16 protein-coding genes are annotated in these 13,956 nt (G+C 62.4%); 12 read left to right on the top strand and 4 right to left on the bottom strand.

What is annotated here, in order from left to right; translation table 11 throughout:
* Window positions 1-8: 8 nt before the first annotated feature.
* The 4 genes from lolA to EV674_RS03210 all read left to right on the top strand — a co-directional run bounded on the left by lolA (window position 9) and on the right by EV674_RS03210 (window position 3,765).
* The gene (gene lolA / locus EV674_RS03225) at window positions 9-641 is read left to right on the top strand and encodes an outer membrane lipoprotein periplasmic chaperone LolA (protein ID WP_119012046.1); all 633 of its coding nucleotides are present in this window, start codon (window positions 9-11) and stop codon (window positions 639-641) included.
* 43 nt (window positions 642-684) lie between these two features.
* Window positions 685-1,992, top strand: a complete 1,308-nt coding sequence (locus EV674_RS03220; protein WP_119011954.1) for a replication-associated recombination protein A — start codon at window positions 685-687, stop codon at window positions 1,990-1,992.
* Between the two features lie 93 nt (window positions 1,993-2,085).
* Window positions 2,086-2,733 (top strand): DUF47 domain-containing protein, encoded by a 648-nt coding sequence (locus EV674_RS03215; RefSeq protein ID WP_119011953.1) that lies wholly within the window; start codon window positions 2,086-2,088, stop codon window positions 2,731-2,733.
* 21 nt (window positions 2,734-2,754) lie between these two features.
* On the top strand, window positions 2,755-3,765 hold the full coding sequence (locus tag EV674_RS03210) for an inorganic phosphate transporter (RefSeq protein WP_119011952.1): 1,011 nt from the start codon (window positions 2,755-2,757) through the stop codon (window positions 3,763-3,765).
* A 92-nt stretch (window positions 3,766-3,857) separates the two neighbouring features.
* On the opposite strand, the gene EV674_RS03205 is transcribed toward EV674_RS03210, so the two are convergent.
* A complete protein-coding gene (locus tag EV674_RS03205; protein WP_119011951.1) occupies window positions 3,858-4,382 on the bottom strand; it encodes a GNAT family N-acetyltransferase in 525 nt (174 codons plus the stop codon).
* Between the two features lie 129 nt (window positions 4,383-4,511).
* Here EV674_RS03205 and rpsP point away from each other — a divergent pair, with 129 nt between their 5' ends.
* The 6 genes from rpsP to EV674_RS03175 all read left to right on the top strand — a co-directional run bounded on the left by rpsP (window position 4,512) and on the right by EV674_RS03175 (window position 8,564).
* Entirely contained in the window at window positions 4,512-4,763 is a 252-nt protein-coding gene (rpsP, locus tag EV674_RS03200) for a 30S ribosomal protein S16 (RefSeq protein ID WP_119011950.1), read from the top strand.
* Window positions 4,764-4,851: 88 nt separating this feature from the next.
* Window positions 4,852-5,421: a ribosome maturation factor RimM gene (rimM, locus tag EV674_RS03195; protein ID WP_119012045.1), complete on the top strand. Its 570-nt coding sequence runs from the start codon at window positions 4,852-4,854 to the stop codon at window positions 5,419-5,421.
* A 28-nt stretch (window positions 5,422-5,449) separates the two neighbouring features.
* On the top strand, window positions 5,450-6,208 hold the full coding sequence (gene trmD, locus EV674_RS03190) for a tRNA (guanosine(37)-N1)-methyltransferase TrmD (protein ID WP_119011949.1): 759 nt from the start codon (window positions 5,450-5,452) through the stop codon (window positions 6,206-6,208).
* Between the two features lie 116 nt (window positions 6,209-6,324).
* Window positions 6,325-6,720, top strand: coding sequence for a 50S ribosomal protein L19 (rplS, locus tag EV674_RS03185; RefSeq protein WP_119011948.1), 396 nt, complete (start codon window positions 6,325-6,327; stop codon window positions 6,718-6,720).
* A gap of 76 nt (window positions 6,721-6,796) precedes the next feature.
* Window positions 6,797-7,507 (top strand): CoA pyrophosphatase, encoded by a 711-nt coding sequence (locus EV674_RS03180; protein ID WP_374761657.1) that lies wholly within the window; start codon window positions 6,797-6,799, stop codon window positions 7,505-7,507.
* A gap of 70 nt (window positions 7,508-7,577) precedes the next feature.
* A complete protein-coding gene (locus EV674_RS03175; RefSeq protein ID WP_119011946.1) occupies window positions 7,578-8,564 on the top strand; it encodes a CobD/CbiB family protein in 987 nt (328 codons plus the stop codon).
* A gap of 19 nt (window positions 8,565-8,583) precedes the next feature.
* Here the strand turns inward: EV674_RS03175 and rsgA are convergent, their stop codons facing one another.
* From rsgA to EV674_RS03160, 3 genes are read right to left on the bottom strand one after another with little or no spacing between them, the layout of a single operon-like run.
* Window positions 8,584-9,537, bottom strand: coding sequence for a ribosome small subunit-dependent GTPase A (gene rsgA, locus EV674_RS03170; protein WP_119011945.1), 954 nt, complete (start codon window positions 9,535-9,537; stop codon window positions 8,584-8,586).
* A 1-nt stretch (window position 9,538) separates the two neighbouring features.
* Complete coding sequence (locus EV674_RS03165) at window positions 9,539-9,871, bottom strand: 4a-hydroxytetrahydrobiopterin dehydratase (protein WP_119011944.1); 333 nt, start codon at window positions 9,869-9,871, stop codon at window positions 9,539-9,541.
* Window positions 9,868-11,187 (bottom strand): M48 family metallopeptidase, encoded by a 1,320-nt coding sequence (locus tag EV674_RS03160; RefSeq protein WP_241524857.1) that lies wholly within the window; start codon window positions 11,185-11,187, stop codon window positions 9,868-9,870. Before EV674_RS03160 ends, EV674_RS03165 begins: the two co-directional genes overlap by 4 nt.
* 37 nt (window positions 11,188-11,224) lie before the next feature.
* Between EV674_RS03160 and orn the strand changes: the two genes are divergently transcribed.
* Both orn and EV674_RS03150 read left to right on the top strand, forming a co-directional pair.
* The gene (gene orn / locus EV674_RS03155) at window positions 11,225-11,803 is read left to right on the top strand and encodes an oligoribonuclease (RefSeq protein ID WP_119011942.1); all 579 of its coding nucleotides are present in this window, start codon (window positions 11,225-11,227) and stop codon (window positions 11,801-11,803) included.
* Window positions 11,804-12,058: 255 nt separating this feature from the next.
* Window positions 12,059-13,942, top strand: coding sequence for a DEAD/DEAH box helicase (locus tag EV674_RS03150; protein WP_119011941.1), 1,884 nt, complete (start codon window positions 12,059-12,061; stop codon window positions 13,940-13,942).
* Window positions 13,943-13,956: the final 14 nt, after the last annotated feature.

Here is a 13,956-nt window from a genome sequence, read left to right as displayed (position 1 = left end):
AGCATTGCATGAAAAAGATATTGACTACTGTTTTGATAGCTGTAAGCGCCCAGCTGGCGTGGGCTGATGCCCTGAAAGACCTGGATTCTTTCTTGCAGGGCACGCAAACGGGCCGCGCCGATTTCACCCAGGTGGTGACTGCGCCTGCCAAGGACGGCCAGGTCGCGCGCAGCAAAACCAGCAGTGGCACGTTTGAGTTCCAGCGGCCCGGGCGCTTCAAGTTTGTGTACCAAAAGCCGTTCGAGCAAACCATCGTGGCCGATGGCCGCACCCTGTGGCTGTACGACGTGGACTTGAACCAGGTCACCCAGCGCCCCCAGGCCCAGGCGCTGGGCAGCACCCCCGCCGCCTTGCTGGCTGCCGCGCCCGACCTCAAAGCCCTGCGCGCCGAGTTCACGCTGGAGACGGCGCCCGAGCAGGACGGTGTGCAGTGGGTGCTGGCCCGCCCCAAGGCCAAAGACGGGCAACTGCACAGCGTGCGCGTGGGTTTTGCCGCCGGTCAACTGGCCGCACTGGATATTCTGGACAGCTTTGGTCAGCGCTCACTCATCCGCTTTGCCAACGTGCAGAACAACCCGGCGTTGCCCGCCACCGCCTTCCAGTTCAAACCGCCCGCCGGGGCCGACGTGCTCAAGCCATGAACGTGCGGGCAGGGTGTGGCGGCGCTGGGCCAGGGCAGGGCGTATGAGCACCGCCGCCCAGCCACCCCTGGCCGAGCGCCTGCGCCCGCGCAGCCTGGCTGAGGTGATCGGCCAGCGGCACATCCTTGGGCCGGGCATGCCGCTGCGCCTCGCGTTCGAGTCGGGCAGGCCGCACAGCTGCATCCTCTGGGGCCCGCCGGGCGTGGGCAAAACCACCATTGCACGGCTGATGGCCGGGGCGTTCGATGCGCAGTTCATCAGCATCAGCGCCGTGCTGGGCGGCGTCAAAGACATTCGCGAGGCCGTGCAACTGGCCGAAAACGCCCGCGATGGCCTCATGCAGCAGCGCACGCTGGTGTTTGTGGATGAAGTCCACCGCTTCAACAAAAGCCAGCAGGATGCGTTTTTGCCACACGTCGAAAGCGGCCTGTTCACCTTCATTGGCGCCACCACCGAGAACCCGTCGTTCGAGGTCAACTCGGCCCTGCTGTCGCGTGCGGCGGTGTATGTGCTGCAACCGCTGTCGGGCGAAGATTTGAAGCAAATTGTGGCTCTGGCCCAATCACAGAAAGCGCTACCAGCTATTGAAAACATAGCAATAGACCGCCTCGTGGCCTACGCCGACGGCGACGCCCGGCGCCTGCTCAACACGCTCGAAACCCTGGGCATGGCAGCAGCGCAGCAGCAGCGCACCGACATCACCGACGCCTGGCTGGTGCAGGTGCTGGGCCAGCAAATGCGCCGCTACGACAAGGGTGGCGAGCAGTTCTACGACACCATCAGCGCCCTGCACAAATCGGTGCGCGGCTCTGACCCTGACGCCGCGCTGTACTGGCTGGTGCGCATGCTCGACGGCGGCGCCGAGCCGCGCTACCTGGCGCGCCGTCTGGTGCGCATGGCCAGCGAAGATATCGGCCTGGCCGACCCGCGCGCCCTGCGCATGGCACTCGATTGCACCGAGGTCTATGAGCGCCTGGGCAGCCCCGAGGGCGAGCTGGCGCTGGCGCAATGCGTGGTCTATCTGGCCGTGGCGCCCAAGTCCAATGCCGTCTACAAGGCGTACAACGCAGCGCGTGCCTGGGTGCAGCAAGACGCCACGCGCCCCGTGCCCCTGCACCTGCGCAACGCGCCGACAACGCTGATGAAAGAACTGGACTACGGCAAGGGCTACCGCTACGCCCACGACGAGGAGGGCGGTTTCGCGGCGGGCGAGCGCTACCTGCCCGACGGCATGGCCGCGCCCGGCTTTTACCAGCCCGTGCGCCGCGGCCTGGAGATCAAGATCGCCGACAAACTGGAGCAACTGCGCCAGCGCAACGCGGCCGCAGACGCCGCCCCAGATACAGATTGAAGCGCACGGTTAAACTCCCGGCCTTCACGCATTTGACATATTTTTGTCATAACTGCGCAACCATCTTGATCTGATTCCTCCCTAGGAGCCCCCATGCTATTTGGCAAACTGTTGCCGCGAGAAGGTAATTTTTTTGAAATGTTCAACCAGCACGCCGACCGCATCGTCGAGGCAGCGCGTGCTTTTGAACAACTGGTGGCCCACTACGGCGATCTGAATTTGCGCGAAAAATACGGCCAGGATGTGGACAACGCAGAGGCCGCTGCCGACCGCGTGACCCACGAAGTCAACAAGGCTGTTCACAAAACCTTTATCACCCCGATTGACCGTGAGCAGATCCACTCGCTCATCAACACCATGGACGATGTGGCCGACCTGATCCAGGACTCGGCTGAAACCATGACGCTGTACGACGTGCGCCACATGACCGAGGAGATCACGCGCCTGACCGACCTGAGCGTCAAATGCTGCGAGCGCCTGCGCGATGCCATCAAGCTGCTGGACAAGCTGGCCGACCCCGCGACGGCAGAAGCTGCCCTCAAGACGTGCGAAGAAATCGACCGCCTGGAAAGCGATGCTGACCGTGTGCTGCGCAGCGCCATGAGCAAACTGTTCCGTGAAGAGCCCGATGTGCGCGAGCTGATCAAGCTCAAGGCGATTTATGAACTGCTCGAAACCATCACCGACAAGTGCGAGGATGTGGCCAATCTGATCGAGGGCATCGTCCTCGAAAACTCCTGATTTTGACGGGACGGTTCACTGATGGAAACCGTACAGACAGCCCTGTGGGTCGTGGTATTGCTGGTGGCGCTGGCAGTGCTGTTCGACTTCATGAACGGGTTTCACGACGCGGCCAATTCGATTGCCACGGTGGTCTCTACCGGGGTGCTCAAGCCGGGTCAGGCCGTGGTGTTTGCTGCCTTTTTCAACTTCATTGCGATTTTTGTGTTCCACCTCAGCGTGGCGGCCACCATCGGTAAAGGCATTGTCCAGCCTGGGGTGGTGGATACGCACGTAGTGTTTGGTGCGCTGGTGGGCGCCATCACCTGGAATGTGATTACCTGGTACTACGGTATCCCCAGCAGCTCATCGCACGCACTGATTGGCGGCATCGTGGGTGCCGTGATTGCCAAAACGGGCGCTGGTGCGCTGGTGGCGTCGGGCATTTTCAAAACCGTGGCCTTCATCTTTATCTCGCCGCTGCTGGGCTTCACGCTGGGCTCGTTGATGATGGTGGCGGTGGCCTGGATTTTTCGCCGGGCACGCCCCAGCGGGGTGGACAAATGGTTCCGGCGCCTCCAACTGCTTTCGGCTGGCGCCTACAGCCTGGGCCACGGCGGCAATGACGCACAAAAGACCATCGGCATCATCTGGCTGCTGTTGATTGCCACGGGCTACACCTCGGCCAGCGATACCTCGCCACCGACCTGGACGATTGTGATTTGCTATGCGGCCATCGGCCTGGGCACCATGTTTGGTGGCTGGCGCATCGTCAAGACCATGGGCCAGAAGATCACCAAGCTCAAGCCGGTAGGTGGTTTCTGCGCTGAAACGGGTGGTGCCATGACGCTGTTCCTGGCCACCATGCTGGGCATTCCGGTATCGACCACGCACACCATCACGGGCGCCATTGTGGGTGTGGGTTCTACGCAGCGCGCCAGCGCCGTGCGTTGGGGCGTGGCGGGCAACATCGTCTGGGCCTGGATTCTGACCATTCCAGCCAGCGCGTTTGTGGCCGCTATTGCTTACTGGGTCAGTTTGCAGTTGTTCTGATAGTAACCCTGGCGTGCTATTAAATAAATAGCTTCTGGCGCTTGCTGCACAAGCGCTGGAGGCTATTTTTATATGTAATCAGTTCGGTGGCGTTATTCGGGTGCCGTGCTGTCGCCAGCGCCCAGGGGTTTTTCCATCAGCACGATGTCGCGCCAGGCGCCGTGCTTCCAGCCCACCGAGCGCATCACGCCCACTTCGGTAAAGCCCAGCGCGCGGTGCAGCCCGATGGAGCCAGCGTTGGCGCTGTCGCCAATCACGGCCAGCAGCTTGCGTACACCGGCGGCCTCGGCCTGGCACGCCAGGGCATGCAGCAGCTGGCGCCCCACACCCTGGCCGCGTGCGCTGTCGGCCACGTAGATCGAATCCTCGGCAGAAAAACGGTACGCCGGGCGCGGCTTGAACCAGTTGCAGTAAGCAAAACCGACCACTTGCCCTGCTTGTTCCGCCACCAGGTAGGGCAACCCTTTGCCGAGCACGTCGGCGCGGCGCATGGCCATGTCGGCGCTGCCGGGCGGGTCGATCTCGAAGGTGCCGGTGCCGTGCAGCACATGGTGGGCGTAAATGGCGGTGATGGCCGTGATATCGGCCTCCTGGCTTGCGCGGACGGTGGTGGTCATAACAGGGGAAGTGGCTATAATCGGCGGCTTTGCAGCGTGTCGCTGGCCGGGTGGTCATGTCGCGTGTCTCAACGCTGCGAACTCATGGGCACAGTGCGCGTCGCTGGCCTACCACCCGAAGGATAAATCATGGTCGTCATTCGACTCTCCCGCGGCGGCTCCAAAAGCCGTCCTTTCTTCAACATCGTCGTTGCCGACAAGCGCGTGCGCCGCGATGGCCGCTTCATCGAGCGTCTGGGCTTCTACAACCCCACCGCCAAGGGTGGCGAAGAAGGCCTGCGCATTGCGCAAGACCGTCTGACTTACTGGACTGGCGTGGGCGCACAAACCTCCCCCACCGTCGAGCGCCTGATCAAGCAAGCTGCCAAAAAGGCTGCCTGATTCTGGTTGTCTGACCAAGGCGGGTTTCGTCGGTGTCCACTGACGAAGCCCGCTTTTTCTTTTGCCTTACGTCTTTATTTTTCCCACCATGTCCACTGAACTGAACCTGGAGCCTGCCCAGCTGCCCGCAGATGCGATTGAAGTCGGTCGCATTGCCGATGCCTGGGGTGTCAAAGGCTGGTTCAAGGTGCTGTCGCACAACGCCGCCCCCGAAGCTTTGTTTGCTGCCAAGCGCTGGTATGTGCAGCCGAGCGAAAAAGGTGCCCGTACCTTTAGCGGCACCGCGTTGCTGGAGATTCGCCAGGTGCGCCCGCACTCCGACACCATCGTTGCCTGGGCGCAGGGCATTGACGATCGCAATGCGGCCGAAGCGCTGCGCGGCGCGCGCATTTTTGTGCCGCGCGCTGACTTTCCGAAAGCCGAGGCCGATGAGTATTACTGGGTCGATCTGATCGGTCTGGAGGTGGTCAACCGCGAAGGTGTGGCGCTGGGCCAGGTGCGTGACCTGATGTCCACTGGCCCGCAAACTGTGCTGGTGCTGGCACACGAGCAAGACGGAAAACCCGTAGAGCGCATGATTCCCTTCGTTTCGGCTTTCGTGGACAAGGTGGAGCTGCCCGAGCGGCGCATCACCGTGGACTGGCAGCCCGACTACTGATCGTTGCTGTTCCTTTCCCCGCTGCACCATGCGCTTTGACGTCATTACCCTGTTTCCGGAGCTGTTTGCGCCGTTTCTGGCCAGCGGCGTGACCCGCCGTGCCTACGCGCAGGGGCTGGTGGATGTGCGCTTGTGGAACCCGCGCGACTACGCCGAGGGCAACTACCGCCGCGTGGACGATCGCCCCTTTGGCGGTGGCCCCGGCATGGTGATGATGGCGCCGCCCCTGGAGCGTTGCCTGGCCGCCATTCGCGCCGACCGCGCCGAATCCCCCGATACGCAGGCACCACTGGTGCTTTTTTCGCCCATCGGCACTCCCATCCAGCACGGTGTGGTGGCGCACTGGGCTGCCAGTGCAGGCGCAGTGCTGCTGTGCGGGCGCTATGAGGGCATTGACCAGCGTTTCATCGATGCGCACGTGGACGTGCAGCTCAGTCTGGGCGATTTTGTGCTCTCCGGCGGCGAAATTGCCGCGCTGGCGCTGCTGGACGCGGTGGCTCGGCTACAGCCCGGCGTTCTGAATGACGAAGGCAGCCACCAGCTCGATAGCTTCAACCCAGCGCTCGATGGTCTGCTGGATTGTCCGCACTACACCCGCCCGGAAGAATGGAATGGCCGCACCGTGCCGCCCGAGCTGCTGTCGGGCCACCACGCCCACATTGAGCGCTGGCGGCGTGACCAGCGCCTGGCTACCACGGCCAAGCACCGCCCCGACCTGATTGCCGCCGCGCGCGCAGCCGGGCATCTGGCGCCCTTGGATGAGGCTGCGCTGGCCCGCCTTGCCTGAAAAGCTATAATCGCGGGCTTTTCGATCCTCTGGCCGGCCGCCTTGTTTTGCACAAGGCCCAAACGTCAATCCCGACAATGCCAATGATGGCGCGGACATGATCGGTGGATGCAAAAATGAACCTGATCCAGACCCTGGAAGCGGAAGAAATCGCCCGCCTCAACAAAACTGTTCCCGAATTTGGCCCTGGCGACACGGTCATCGTGAGCGTGAACGTGGTGGAAGGCACGCGCAAGCGCGTGCAGGCTTACGAAGGCGTGGTGATTGCCAAGCGCAACCGCGGCATCAACAGCGGCTTCACCGTGCGCAAGATTTCCAACGGCGAAGGCGTGGAGCGCACGTTCCAGACCTACAGCCCCCTGATCGCCAAGATCGAAGTCAAGCGCCGTGGTGATGTGCGCCGTGCCAAGCTGTACTACCTGCGTGACCGCAGCGGCAAGTCGGCACGTATCAAGGAAAAGCTGCCACAGCGCGTCAACAAGGCGGCCGCTGCCGCTGCCGTGGCCGCATAAAGCGCCACTGCCTTGAGCGCCCCAGCCGCTACAGCATTTGCCTGTAGCGGCTTTTTCTTTTTTTCAGAGCATCGCCGTGACTTCTGCGCCAGCCCCTTCTTCATTGGCATCGCTGTCCTCGTTGCCCGATTTTGACCCGCGCCATGTTCCCGTGGTGGGGGTGGACAGGCATTTGCCCCGCGTGGCACCGTCGCAGACCACGCCGCAGGCCCTGCGCCAGCGCTTTGCTGCGCCGCCCGCCTGGGAGCCCGAGGTGGTGCAGGAGAAGAGCTTTTCCAGCCGATCACCGGCACATGCTGCGGTGCTGGTGCCCATCGTGCTGCGCGAGCAGCCCACCGTACTGCTCACCGAACGCACTGCGCACTTGTCCACCCATTCCGGGCAAGTGGCCTTTCCGGGGGGGCGCGCTGACCCCGAAGATGCCAGCCCCGCCGACACCGCCTTGCGCGAGGCCTATGAAGAGGTCGGTCTGGAGCCGCATTTTGTCGAGGTACTGGGCTCGCTGCCTACCTACGTGACAGGCTCGTCGTTCATCATTTCGCCGGTGGTAGCGCTGGTGCAGCCGCATTGCGTGCTGCGTCCCAATCCGCACGAAGTAGCCGATATTTTTGAGGTGCCGCTGGCCTTTTTGCTTAACCCGGCACACCACCAGCGCCATGTTTTTGAATGGCAAGGGGTGCGGCGCGAGTGGTTTTCCATGCCCTACCAAAGCGGCCCCAAGAACCATTACATCTGGGGCGCCACGGCGGGCATGCTGCGCAACTTTTACCGCTTTTTGCGCGCCTGATCCCGTCCAGGGCGCACACGTAGCCGGCGCCCAGGCGGTGGGGTGTAGGGGGTCGGTATCATTCGTCTCCATGAGTTTCTTTGCCATCCTGTTTGCCTTGCTGATCGAGCAGGCGCGCCCGTTGGCACGCAGCAATCCGGTGCATGCGGGTTTGCGCGCGTGGTCGCTGTCGGTGAGCCGCAATTTCGATGCGGGCAAGCCGCACCACGCCTGGGTGGCCTGGGGCCTGGCCGTGGTGCTGCCAGCGCTGCTGGCGTTGGCAGTGCACTGGCTGCTGCTGTGGGGCCTGGGTTGGCCTTTTGCCGTGCTGTGGAACGTGGCCGTGCTGTACCTCACGCTGGGGTTTCGCCAGTTCAGCCACCATTTCACCGGCCTGCGCGATGCCTTGGAAGAGGGCGACGAAGACCGTGCCCGTGAGCTGCTGGCGCGCTGGCAGCAAGTGGATGCGGGTGATCTGCCGCGCAGCGAGATCGTGCGCCATGTGATCGAGTACTCGGTGCTGGCTGCACATCGCCATGTTTTTGGCGTACTGGCCTGGTTTTCAGTGCTGGCTGCGTTTGGCATGGGGCCCATGGGGGCGGTGCTCTACCGCATGGCCGAGTTCATGGCGCGCTACTGCAAGCGCCAGCGTGGCATTGCCACGCAAACGGCCAGTGTCGCTTTGCAGAGGGCTTCTGCGACGGCATGGACGGCGGTGGACTGGCTGCCTGCGCGCCTTACGGCCTTGTGCTTTGCCGTCGTGGGCAGCTTTGAAGAAGCGATTGAGGGCTGGCGTTTTCATGCCCAGCGTTTTCCCAACGACAACGATGGTGTGGTGCTGGCTGCTACAGCCGGGGCCATCAACGTGCGCCTGGGCGGCGAGGCGCTCAGGGCGCGGGTGGAGTGGCTGGCTTCCCAGGGCTTTGAGGACGATGCCGAGAGCGGCGATGGCGGCAGCACCCCGGGCCGTGAGCCCGAGGTGGGGCACCTGCGCAGCGTGGTCGGCCTGGTGTGGCGCTCGGTGGTGGTGTGGTTGCTGCTGCTGGCGCTGCTGACGCTGGCCCGCTTGCTGGGGTAGGGCGGTGGCGTTGGCTGCGTCAGTAGCGGGTGTGGCCCAGTTCGGCAAATAAATCGCTATATATTTTATAGCGGTTAGCGCTGATTCCGTGGGCCTCAGGGGTGTTTTTGACTGCATCCAGAACGCCGCAGCCCGGTTCATGCAGATGGGTGCAGTTATAGAACTTGCACTGCGTGGCGTGGGCAGCAATGTCGGGCATGCAGCCGGCCAGCTGCATGGGAGCGATATGTTGCAGACCAAACTCCTGAAACCCCGGCGAATCGATCAGTGCCGTGGTGCGTTCTGCATCCACCCAGTACAGCGCGGTGCTGGTGGTGGTGTGCTTGCCCGAGTTCAGCGCCTGCGATATTTCGCCTGTCAGCACGGTGGCGCCCGGCACCAGCAGGTTGATCAACGTGCTTTTGCCCGAGCCTGAAGGGCCCAGCACCAGGGTGGTTTTGCCCTGCAAATGCTCCAGCAGCAAGTGGCGATCGGCATCGCCCGAGGCGGTCAGCGACAGCGGCAACACGCCATAGTGGGGGCTACCGTCTGCATCCCGGATGTGCCGGTAGGGCAGCAGGCGCTCCCAGGCACGGGCAAACGGCTCCACCAGATCGGTTTTGTTCAGGGCGATCAGGGGCCGGATGTGGGCCGCTTCGGCAGCAATCAGCGCGCGCGCCAGCTGGCTTTCGGAAAACACCGGCTCTGCGGCAATCAGGATCAACACCTGATCCAGGTTGGCCGCAAACGACTTGGTGCGGATCTCGTCCTGGCGGTAGAACAGATTGCGCCGCTCCAGCACTTTTTCGATCGTGCCCTCGTGGCCTTGGCCTGCGGGGGCCGCCTGCCACAGCACGCGGTCGCCCACGACCGCCTGGCTTTTTTTACCACGCGGGTGGCAGATGCGACGCTGGCCGTCGGGGGTTTCGACCACACAGTGGCGTCCGTGGCTGGCCACCACCAGGCCCTCTGTGGGCGTGCTGCGCTCTGTCATTTCAGGTCAGCAGTGCGTCAAAGCGGGCTGCGCAATCAAAGTCGGTGGCAGAGATGCCGCCCACGTCGTGCGTATTCAGGCGCACCACGCAGCGGTCGTAATGCACCGACAGGTCAGGGTGGTGGTCTTGTATGTGGGCCACCAAAGCCAGCGCATTCACGAAGGCGATGGTTTCGTAGTAATTGGCGAAGCGGTAGGTCTTTTCGAGGGTCGCTGGTACGCTGTGGGTGTCCAGTGTCCAGCCTTTGAGCAGGGCCAGATTTGCTTCTATTTCTGTAGCTGTCAGCGCACGCCGGGTCTGGCTTGACCAGTCTTTTTGCTTAAAAATTATCATGGTGTAGTGGCGGAAAAAGGGATGCGTTCCAGCCGTTCGCTGGCCGGTGGATGGGAATAATAAAACTTCACATACACCGGGTCGGGGGTGAGTGTGGAGGCGTTGTCCTGGTAGAGCTTGAGCAAGGCCGTGGCCAGATCGGCGCTGTGCGTCTGGGCCATGGCGTAGGCGTCGGCCTGGAATTCGTCGCGGCGGGAGAGCTGCGTGAACAGCGGTGTCAAAAACACGGTGAACACCGGAACGGCCAGCAAGAACAGCAGCAGCGCCAGCGCATCGTTGGGCCCGCCGGGGGCATCGGGCAGCAACAGCGTCAGGCTGGGGCGTACACCCAGGCCGGTATAAAACCAGGCCTGCGTGGACAGCCAGCCCAGCAGGGCAAAACCGGCCAGGCTCAGGGCGAACAGGCCGACCATGCGCTTGAGGATGTGGCGGTGGTGAAAATGCCCCAGCTCGTGGGCCAGCACGGCTTCCACCTCGCCGGGGGTGAGCTGGTTCAGCAGGGTGTCGTAAAAAACCACCCGTTTGGCGGCACCAAAGCCGGTGAAATAGGCATTGGCGTGGGCGCTGCGCCGACTGCCATCCATCACAAACAGGCCCTTGGCGGCAAAACCGCAGCGCTGCATCAGCGCCGTGACGCGCGCTTTGAGCGCGGCGTCTTCCAGTGGCTTGAACTGGTTGAACAGCGGTGCAATGAAGGTGGGGTAAATCACCATCAGCAGCACATTGAAGCCCATCCACAGGCCCCAGGCCCACAGCCACCACAGCGTGCCCGCACTGCCCATGAGCCACAAAATCAGCGCGACCAGTGGCAGGCCGATCAGGGCCGAGAGCAGGGTGGACTTGAGCAGATCAGCCAGCCACAGGCGCGGCGTGGTCTGGTTGAACCCAAAGCGCTGCTCCAGCACAAAGGTTTGGTACAGCGTGCTGGGCAGATCAATGAGGCCGCTGATCAGCGCAAAGCTGGCCAGCAGCGCCACTTGCTGGGGCATGCCGGGGCCGATGGCCTCCAGCAGCAGCTGGTTGAGCCAGTCCAGCCCGCCAAGAACCGTCCAGCCCAGCAAGACGGCAGCGCCCAGCGCCATCTCCAGCAGGCCAAAGCGGTTTTTGGCGATGGTGTAGTCGGCCGCTTTCTGGTGTGCAGTCAGTGCAATGTGGGGGGCAAAGCGGGCAGGCACCTGCTGGCGGTGCTGCGCCACATGCCGTATCTGGCGCGTGGCCAGCCAGAATTTGAGCACCAGACCAAGCACCAGCGTGGCGACAAAAACAAGGGTCAGGAGCAGCGAGGGCGAGAAAAAATCGGGCGTAGGAGCAGGCATGTCGGGCGAGTGTAGGGCATCAGCGACAATGCCGCCCATGCCAGAAATCCCCCCAATCCCCCCCGTGTTGCTTGCCAAATCCGACCAGAACCTGGTCTGGCTGGATTGTGAAATGACCGGTTTGAACCCGGAGACAGAGCGCATCATTGAAATTGCCGTGGTAATCACGGGCCCGCAGCTGGAGCCGCGCGTGGAGGGGCCAGTGTTGGTCATCCACCAGTCCGACGAGCTGCTGGGCAAGATGGATGCCTGGAACAAAGGCACGCACGGGCGCAGCGGCCTGATCGACAAAGTGAAGGCTTCCACCACCACAGAAGCGCAAGCCGAAGAAGAGCTGCTCCAGTTTTTGAAAAAGTATGTGCCCAAGGGCAAGGTGCCGCTGTGCGGCAACAGCATTGGCCAGGATCGCCGTTTCCTCGCCCGCTACATGCCCAGGCTGGAGGCGTTTTTGCATTACCGCAACGTGGATGTCAGCACCCTCAAGGAGCTGGCCAAGCGCTGGAAACCCGAGGCCTATTCCAGCTTCAAGAAAGCACAAAAGCACACGGCGCTGGCGGATGTGTACGAGTCGATTGACGAACTGGCGCATTACCGCGCACGGCTGCTTGCAGTGTAGGGTCTTGCGGGAAAACCCGCATTAGTGTCATAATCTCGTGCTGCATTGCATACGCCATGCAGTTTGCGCATCTCCCTTCACACACCGGGTCTGCAATATTTCAGGGCTTGCCACGGCAACCGCCCTGTTATTGCAACAAATACCCAGCCGCACCGGCCCCATGCCCGTGCAGGTTTCGTTTGATGGTTGATGTTTTTTAACCATTGACGAAGCCATCGCAGGCTGCGCCTGCGACCGTTTTCGTGTGAGAAAAATATGACCGACACTTTCCAAGTGCAGGGCGACTTCGCGCCTGCTGAATCTTTTGCTGCTGATATTTCCGTGATCGACACCGTCGAATCCACCGAGGCCGTCACCGCCGAGCCCAATGGCTTTATCGAACTGGGCCTGGCCCCTGAGCTGGTGCAAGCCGTGGCCGATCTGGGCTACACCCAACCTACCACCGTACAGCTGAAGGCCATTCCTTTGGCCATGGGTGCTGGTGGCGAAAACGGTCGCTACATCGACTTGATGGTTTCCAGCCAAACCGGCAGCGGCAAAACCGCCGCCTTCTTGCTGCCAGTGCTGCACACGCTGATTGGCCAAATGGCCGAAGCCGAAGCCGCATCCCGCGCCGAGTACGAGCAAGCCGCCGCCGAAGCACTTGCCCGTGGCGAAGCCCCGCCCAAGCGTGCCAAGCGCAAAGACCCCACCAACGCGCGCAACTTCAAGGCAGCCACCCCCGGTGCCCTGATTCTGTGCCCAACGCGTGAGTTGGCGCAGCAAGTGGCCCACGACGCCATTGATCTGGTCAAGCACACCCGTGGTTTGCGCGTGGCCAACGTGGTGGGCGGCATGCCTTACCAATTGCAAATTGCCAAGCTGCAAAACGCTGACCTGGTGGTAGCCACCCCGGGCCGTCTGCTGGACTTGCAGCGCTCCATGCAGATCAAGCTGGACAAGGTTCAGTTTCTGGTGGTGGACGAAGCCGACCGCATGTTGGATCTGGGCTTTTCCGATGATCTGGCCGAGGTCAACCAACTGACCAGCCAGCGCAAGCAAACCATGATGTTCAGTGCCACCTTTGCGCCGCGCATCCAGCAATTGGCCATGCGCGTCATGCACGACAACGGCTCGTCGGTCAAGAAGATCCAGAACGACGCTCCCCACGAAAAGCACGTCAACATCAAGCAAGTTTTGTATTGGGCCGACAACGCACAGCACAAGCGCAAGATGCTGGATCACTGGTTGCGCGATACCTCCATTAACCAAGCCATTGTTTTTGCCAGCACCCAGGTTGAGTGCGACGGATTGGCGGCTGATCTACAGCAAGAAGGTTTTAGCGCAGTGGCGCTGCACGGTGCCCTGAGCCAAGGCTTGCGCAACCGCCGCCTGATGGCACTGCGCCAGGGCCAAGTGCAAATTTTGGTGGCTACTGATGTGGCCGCGCGCGGCATTGATGTGCCCACCATCACCCACGTTTTCAACTATGGCCTGCCCATGAAGGCCGAAGACTACACCCACCGCATTGGCCGCACGGGCCGTGCTGGTCGTGACGGTCTGGCCATCACATTTGCCGAGTTCCGCGACCGTCGCAAGATTTTCGATATCGAAGGCCATACCCATCAGCAGTTCAAGTCCGAAGTGATTCCGGGCCTGGAGCCGGTGCAGCGTTTCCCGCAGCCTGGTAGCCGCCCACAAGGCGACTTTGGTGGTGGTGGCCGTGGTGGCCGCAAATTTGGTGGCGGTGGCTCTGGTGCCCGTGGCGGTTTTGGCGGTGGCTTTGGTGGCGACCGCGAGCGCAACTTTGGTGGCGCCAGTGGTTTCAACGACCGCCAGCGTGTGCAAGGCCGTCCCGGCGATGATCGTCCGAACGGCGGTGGTGGTTTCGGTGGTGCGCCGCGTGAAGACCGTGGTTTTGCGCCCCGCCGTGATGGTGAAGGCTATGGCCGCAAGCCTGGTTTTGGCGACAGTGCCCGCCCAGGGTTTGGTGCTCGCCACGAAGGTGGCGCCCGTGGTGACTTTGCCCACCGTGGTGAGGCAGCCCCCCGTGGCGACTTCGCACCCCGCAAGCCCGCTTTCTCCAAGCCAGGCGCTGGTGCAGGCAAGCCTTTCGTGCCGCACGATGCACGCAAACGTCCCGCACGTCCTGCGCGCTAATCGCGCTGTGGCGT

It is taken from the genome of Simplicispira metamorpha (assembly GCF_004341365.1).
Classification (GTDB): domain Bacteria; phylum Pseudomonadota; class Gammaproteobacteria; order Burkholderiales; family Burkholderiaceae_C; genus Simplicispira; species Simplicispira metamorpha.
The sequence above is the reverse complement of the archived record's forward strand: the minus strand, read 5'-3'. Positions and strand labels throughout refer to the sequence as shown.

Coding starts and splice junctions, on each gene's coding strand:
- EV674_RS03205 (WP_119011951.1), bottom strand. CDS start 4,382: ATGACCACCACCGTCCGCGCAAGCCAGGAGGCCGATATCACGGCCATC.
- rplS (WP_119011948.1), top strand. CDS start 6,325: ATGAACCTGATCCAGACCCTGGAAGCGGAAGAAATCGCCCGCCTCAAC.
- EV674_RS03215 (WP_119011953.1), top strand. CDS start 2,086: ATGCTATTTGGCAAACTGTTGCCGCGAGAAGGTAATTTTTTTGAAATG.
- EV674_RS03175 (WP_119011946.1), top strand. CDS start 7,578: ATGAGTTTCTTTGCCATCCTGTTTGCCTTGCTGATCGAGCAGGCGCGC.
- orn (WP_119011942.1), top strand. CDS start 11,225: ATGCCAGAAATCCCCCCAATCCCCCCCGTGTTGCTTGCCAAATCCGAC.
- EV674_RS03165 (WP_119011944.1), bottom strand. CDS start 9,871: ATGATAATTTTTAAGCAAAAAGACTGGTCAAGCCAGACCCGGCGTGCG.
- lolA (WP_119012046.1), top strand. CDS start 9: ATGAAAAAGATATTGACTACTGTTTTGATAGCTGTAAGCGCCCAGCTG.
- trmD (WP_119011949.1), top strand. CDS start 5,450: ATGCGCTTTGACGTCATTACCCTGTTTCCGGAGCTGTTTGCGCCGTTT.
- EV674_RS03150 (WP_119011941.1), top strand. CDS start 12,059: ATGACCGACACTTTCCAAGTGCAGGGCGACTTCGCGCCTGCTGAATCT.
- EV674_RS03210 (WP_119011952.1), top strand. CDS start 2,755: ATGGAAACCGTACAGACAGCCCTGTGGGTCGTGGTATTGCTGGTGGCG.
- rpsP (WP_119011950.1), top strand. CDS start 4,512: ATGGTCGTCATTCGACTCTCCCGCGGCGGCTCCAAAAGCCGTCCTTTC.
- EV674_RS03220 (WP_119011954.1), top strand. CDS start 685: ATGAGCACCGCCGCCCAGCCACCCCTGGCCGAGCGCCTGCGCCCGCGC.
- EV674_RS03160 (WP_241524857.1), bottom strand. CDS start 11,187: ATGCCTGCTCCTACGCCCGATTTTTTCTCGCCCTCGCTGCTCCTGACC.
- rimM (WP_119012045.1), top strand. CDS start 4,852: ATGTCCACTGAACTGAACCTGGAGCCTGCCCAGCTGCCCGCAGATGCG.
- rsgA (WP_119011945.1), bottom strand. CDS start 9,537: ATGACAGAGCGCAGCACGCCCACAGAGGGCCTGGTGGTGGCCAGCCAC.